The organism is Paramuribaculum intestinale, from assembly GCF_003024925.1.
GTDB lineage: Bacteria > Bacteroidota > Bacteroidia > Bacteroidales > Muribaculaceae > Paramuribaculum > Paramuribaculum intestinale.
Genome location: NZ_PUED01000159.1, coordinates 1 through 5268 on the forward strand (window position 1 = coordinate 1; position 5268 = coordinate 5268).

The 5268-nt window shown below is 56.7% G+C and carries 7 protein-coding genes; 4 read left to right on the forward strand and 3 right to left on the reverse strand.

Annotation, left to right across the window (positions count from 1 at the left end; genetic code table 11):
• The 3 genes from C5O24_RS10450 to C5O24_RS14050 all read right to left on the reverse strand — a co-directional run.
• Window positions 1–754: putative porin (locus C5O24_RS10450; protein WP_161553883.1), on the reverse strand; the 754-nt coding region annotated here is incomplete at its 3' end.
• Between the two features lie 87 nt (window positions 755–841).
• Complete coding sequence (locus C5O24_RS10455; RefSeq protein WP_107035256.1) at window positions 842–1126, reverse strand: hypothetical protein; 285 nt, start codon at window positions 1124–1126, stop codon at window positions 842–844.
• Window positions 1123–1293 carry a hypothetical protein gene (locus tag C5O24_RS14050; RefSeq protein WP_161553884.1) on the reverse strand — a complete coding sequence of 57 codons (171 nt, stop codon included), beginning with the start codon at window positions 1291–1293 and terminating at the stop codon, window positions 1123–1125. The genes C5O24_RS10455 and C5O24_RS14050 overlap by 4 nt, the downstream gene beginning before the upstream one ends.
• A 150-nt stretch (window positions 1294–1443) precedes the next feature.
• Here C5O24_RS14050 and pta point away from each other — a divergent pair, with 150 nt between their 5' ends.
• The 4 genes from pta to C5O24_RS10475 form a co-directional block, all read left to right on the forward strand.
• Entirely contained in the window at window positions 1444–2454 is a 1011-nt protein-coding gene (gene pta, locus C5O24_RS10460) for a phosphate acetyltransferase (RefSeq protein WP_107035257.1), read from the forward strand.
• Window positions 2455–2496: 42 nt separating this feature from the next.
• The gene (locus C5O24_RS10465) at window positions 2497–3702 is read left to right on the forward strand and encodes an acetate/propionate family kinase (protein WP_107035258.1); all 1206 of its coding nucleotides are present in this window, start codon (window positions 2497–2499) and stop codon (window positions 3700–3702) included.
• Between the two features lie 25 nt (window positions 3703–3727).
• A complete protein-coding gene (locus C5O24_RS10470; RefSeq protein ID WP_107035259.1) occupies window positions 3728–4624 on the forward strand; it encodes a diaminopimelate dehydrogenase in 897 nt (298 codons plus the stop codon).
• A 9-nt stretch (window positions 4625–4633) separates the two neighbouring features.
• Window positions 4634–5268, forward strand: a 635-nt coding sequence (locus C5O24_RS10475; protein WP_133165532.1) for an alanine:cation symporter family protein, incomplete at its 3' end; no start/stop codon positions are given.

The following is a 5268-nucleotide window of genomic DNA, read 5'->3' on the forward strand; positions in this document are numbered from 1 at the left end:
AACGTACTTTTATGCGCGAATTGGCCATTAACTCCGATCCGGTGACTCGCGAGTGCGCGCCGGTCATAAAGGTCGGGATCGATTTGGCATCGATCTTGGCCGATCCGCCCTGAAGCACTTCCGGATTGGTGATATACAGATCGTCGGTGATGCCGCCGTTCTCCTTAGCCACAAGGTTGTAATGATTTATGAACGTCTGCAGCTCATAGCGGTCGCCCATATACGACGACGACAGCCCCCACGCCAGATTCTTGTCGGCCTGATTGGCATAGCTTCCCTTCGAATAAAGATAGTCGACCGAAGCGCCAAACTGCAGGCGACTGTTGACATTACCGGAAAAATCGGCCTGCAGACGATCCTGCGCCGTTTCCCGGCCGCCCGACGTGTTATAGCTCACGAGCGTCATCGGAATGCGCGTGTTGTAAAACTTGTGGTTACCCTGCATCGGTATCCAGTGGCGTATGGCGTCGCGAAAGTAAAAATCGCTCATGGCAGGCCTGTCGGCCAGTATCATATTTATGCCGGGCGAACCGAGATTGCCCGTCGAGACCCACGCCGGAGACACAGCCGAGGGCACTGACTCCATCGAGTAGTCAAATAGCAGTGTGTCTATCGTGGCAGACTCATGCAGTCCGAGCGGCGGAAGCATACTCCAGGCATATGACGGTGCTATGACTGTGGCCTTCTTCTGTCCGGCGGCACCGAGACAGGCCGCAATGCAAAATATTATCAGTGGTATGGCTCTTCGTAACATATCGGCAAAGTTACGAAGAAATTGGTCATGATTACGGTGTATTTGACGTTTTTTTGTGCCGGCGCAAGCCATAGACTCCAGAGACGGTCATGAATCGCCGCCGTTTCTCCTGAATATGAAGCTCAGACACCACAGCACGACAGCACACACCACCACCGCTCCACAGAGCGATATGGTCTGTCCATAGTCATTCTCGCCAAACCACCGGATGAAGGCATAGCCGCCACCGATGGCCGACGCTATGCCCACCGCTACATTGACCGCCGCCGGCACTCCGCCCGAAGTCATAAGCCGGCCGCACATATATCCTCCGACCGCCCCGATCAGAGCCCAGACGAGCCATGTCGTCAATCCTATTCCGGCAAGTATCATGACAGCATATTGAAATTTTCTACACCTTTCATGACCGCACGAGCCGCCACGTCAGTGTCGCCCCACAGATCGGCCACCGTCAGCCACACGATCAGCAGAATTATCAGCACCGCCACTCCGGCCACCAGCCATACGCTGGTATTTGATCTCTTCTTTCTTTTTTCCATAATTACAATCAATTGAAAATTATCTCAATCCGATATCTTGTTTGGTAAAAAAACGTTTACAGCCGGTAATTTGTTCCTTTTTTATAGGTCAGTTTCGGGATATTGCCTAAATTTGCGTATAAAATTCAACCTAATCACACTACCTGTCAAATGGAACTGATAGAGAAAATGACCGCAAAGGCCAAGGCCAATATCCAGCGGATAGTTCTCCCGGAAGGCACTGAGCCCCGTACTCTTTCGGCTGCTGACCGAATCATCGCCGAAAAAATCGCCGACATCACCCTCATTGGTGATCCCGCCGACATACACGCCCTTGCAAAAGAGCTGAAACTCGAGCACATCAAGGACGCCAACATCGTCAATCCGGCCGACGAGAAAGTCATCGACCGCTATGCGCCGCTCTTTTTCGAACTGCGCAAAAACAAGGGCATCACCATGGAGGAGGCTCGCCTGACTACGGCCAATCCGCTATATCTCGGCTGCCTGATGGTGAAAGCCGGCGACGCCGACGGACAGGTGGCAGGCGCACAGAACACCACCGGCAACGTGCTCCGCGCCGCATTCCAGGTGATCAAGACACAGCCCGGCATCAGCGTCGTTTCGGGAGCGTTCCTCATGCTGCTCCCCGAAGGACTCAACTTCGGCACCGACGGCATACTCGTCTTTGCCGACTGTGCGGTAGTTCCCGATCCCACAGCCGAGGAGCTCGCACAGATAGCCGTATCGGCCGCACAGACCGCCCGCGACATAGCCGGCATAGAGCCGCGTGTGGCAATACTCAGCTTCTCCACCAAGGGCAGCGCACGCCATGAGCGCGTCGACAAAGTGATCCGCGCCACTGAGATAGCCAAAGAAATGGCGCCCGACCTCATTCTCGACGGAGAGCTGCAGGCCGACGCAGCAATCGTGCCCGGAGTAGCACACTCCAAGGCACCCAACAGCCCCCTCAACGGCCGCGCCAACGTGCTGGTGTTCCCCTCGCTCGAAGTCGGCAACATCGCCTACAAGCTCGTGCAGCGCCTGGGCGGAGTACAGGCTGTAGGTCCGGTGCTGCAGGGACTCGCCGCCCCGGTCAACGACCTCTCGCGCGGATGCTTCCCCGAGGATATCTACAAGACCATCATCATGACCTGCAATCAGGCCATCGGACTTAAAAACTGACCGAAATTCAACATATCATAACGCTACAATCTTTAATCAGGCATGAAAATATTAGTGCTTAACTGCGGCAGCAGTTCCGTGAAATACAAACTGATCGATACCGACACAGACAACACCATGGCCGAAGGCGGAGTAGAGAAAATCGGACTCGCCGACGGATTCCTCAAATTCAAGAAAGCCGACGGATCGAAAGAAATACAGCCCCTCGGACTCACCGACCATAAGGGAGCCGTCGAAGCCATACTCAACAACCTGACCGATCCCACCGTCGGATGCATCAAGGACTACTCGGAGATCGACGCCGTCGGACACCGCGTGGTGCACGGAGCGGAAAAATTCAATAAATCGGTGCTGATCACCGACGAAGTCATACAGCAGGTAAAGGACTGCTACAACCTCGCACCGCTCCACAACCCCGCCAACATCACCGGCATCGAAGCCATCTCGGCTCTCATGCCCGAAGTGCCTCAGGTAGGAGTGTTCGACACCGCATTCCATCAGACCATGCCCGCCAAGTCGTTCATGTATGCACTCCCCTACAAGTTCTATAAAGAGGACGGAGTGCGCCGCTACGGATTCCACGGCACCAGCCACCGCTACGTGTCGGCTCGCTCATGCGAATTCCTCGGACTCGACATCACCAAGCAGAAAGTCATCACCTGCCATATCGGCAACGGCGGATCAATCACCGCTGTGCTCTACGGCAAGAGCGTCGACACATCGATGGGACTCACCCCCACCGAAGGCCTCATGATGGGCACCCGCGTGGGCGACGTTGATCCCGGAGCGATCACATATCTCATGCACCGCCACGGCTACACCGCCGACGACATACAGCGCATCATCAACAAAGAGAGCGGCATAGCCGGAGTCACAGAGATATCCTCCGACATGCGCGAGATTGAAGCAGCCGACAATGCCGGCGACGAGCGCGCCCAGCTCGGACTCGACATGTATGAACAGCGCATCATAAAATATATCGGCGCCTACGCCGCAGAGATGGGAGGAGTCGACGTCATCGTGTTTACAGGCGGAGTCGGCGAAAACCAGACAGGCGTACGCGAGAACGTATGCGAACCGCTTAAATTCATGGGTGTGGAGATCGACAAGGATCTCAACGCACGCACACGCGGCACCGAAACCGAAATATCCACTCCCGCATCGAAAGTAAAGGTAGTGGTCATACCCACCGACGAAGAGCTGATGATCGCACGCGACACGCGCGACATCGTTTCGGCTCTCAAATAACAACTATCAATAACACACACACTCTATGAACAAAATCAAAGCAGCGATCGTAGGCTACGGCAATATCGGACGCTTCGTGCTCGAATCGCTTCAGGAAGCCGACGACTTCGAAATCGCCGGAATCGTACGCCGAAGCCTCGGCGCGCAGCCTGCCGAACTCGCCCCCTACAAGGTAGTGACCGACATTGCCGAACTGGGCAAAGTCGACGTGGCTATACTCTGCACACCCACACGCGAAGTGCAAAAGCACGCATCGGCAATGCTCGCCGCCGGCATCTGCACCGTCGACAGCTTCGACATCCACTCGCTCATACCGCAGCTCCGCCGCGACCTCGGCAAAATTGCCAGCCAGCACGGCACAGTGGCAGTCATCTCGGCCGGATGGGATCCCGGAAGCGACTCCGTGGTAAGGACACTCATGCAGGCTGCCGCGCCCAAAGGCGTGACCTACACCAACTTCGGTCCCGGAATGAGCATGGGCCACACCGTCTGCGTCAAATCCAAACCCGGAGTAAAGGACGCACTCTCCATGACCATACCCCTCGGCACAGGCATACACCGCCGCATGGTATATGTAGAACTTGAGCCGGGAGCAAAGCTCGACGACGTGGCCAAAGCCGTGAAGACCGACCCCTACTTCGCCAGCGACGAAACCCACGTGATCGAAGTCAAATCGGTCGATGAAGTCAAGGACATGGGACACGGCGTCAACATGACCCGCAAAGGAGTTTCCGGACGCACACAGAACCAGCGTTTTGAATTCAGCATGAGCATCAACAACCCCGCGCTGACCGCACAGATACTCGTCGGAGCGGCGCGCGCGGCCATGCGTCTGCAGCCCGGAGCCTACACCATGATCGAGATACCCGTCATCGACCTTCTTCCGGGCGACCGCGAGGAACTCGTGGCACATCTCGTCTGACAGGCGATCATGACATCGATATCCGACACACTTACGCAGGTAGCCGACACTTTGTGCGGCTACCCGCTTTTCATTGTGCTTATCGGTGGAGGACTCTTCCTGTTTCTCTACTCTGGCATGGTCTCGGTGCGACGCCTTCCCGACGCTCTGGCTGCCCTTCGCCAAAACCGCTCCGGAGACGCCCCGCAACGCGGCATCAGCTCCGCACAGGCACTGCTGTCGGTCGTGGCCGCCACCGTCGGCATGGGCAATATAGCAGGAGTGGCCATCGCACTCGCCATGGGCGGACCCGGAGCCATCTTCTGGATGTGGATAAGCGCCATCGTGGGCATGAGCACCAAATATCATGAAGGGGTGCTCGCCATACTCCACCGCTCCACACGCACTGACGGCACTCCGGTCGGCGGCCCGATGCATATCATCACCTCAGGACTCGGCCGCCGATGGCGTCCGCTCGCTGTGATATTCGCCATAGCCGGAATGTTCGGCACACTCTGCATCATCAACGCCAACCAGCTTGCCGAAGCGCTCGCCACAGCAGCCTCCTCGGCCGGACTGGCCGACGACTCCCACGCCCTACGCCTGTCGCTCGGCATACTGATGGCCCCCATCGTAGGAAGCGTGGTGAACGGAGACAAAAAGCG

Excerpts from the sequence above, each read along its gene's own strand:
- C5O24_RS10455 (WP_107035256.1), bottom strand. The coding sequence starts at position 1,126 with ATGATACTTGCCGGAATAGGATTGACGACATGGCTCGTCTGGGCTCTG.
- C5O24_RS14050 (WP_161553884.1), bottom strand. The coding sequence starts at position 1,293 with ATGGAAAAAAGAAAGAAGAGATCAAATACCAGCGTATGGCTGGTGGCC.
- pta (WP_107035257.1), top strand. The coding sequence starts at position 1,444 with ATGGAACTGATAGAGAAAATGACCGCAAAGGCCAAGGCCAATATCCAG.
- C5O24_RS10465 (WP_107035258.1), top strand. The coding sequence starts at position 2,497 with ATGAAAATATTAGTGCTTAACTGCGGCAGCAGTTCCGTGAAATACAAA.
- C5O24_RS10470 (WP_107035259.1), top strand. The coding sequence starts at position 3,728 with ATGAACAAAATCAAAGCAGCGATCGTAGGCTACGGCAATATCGGACGC.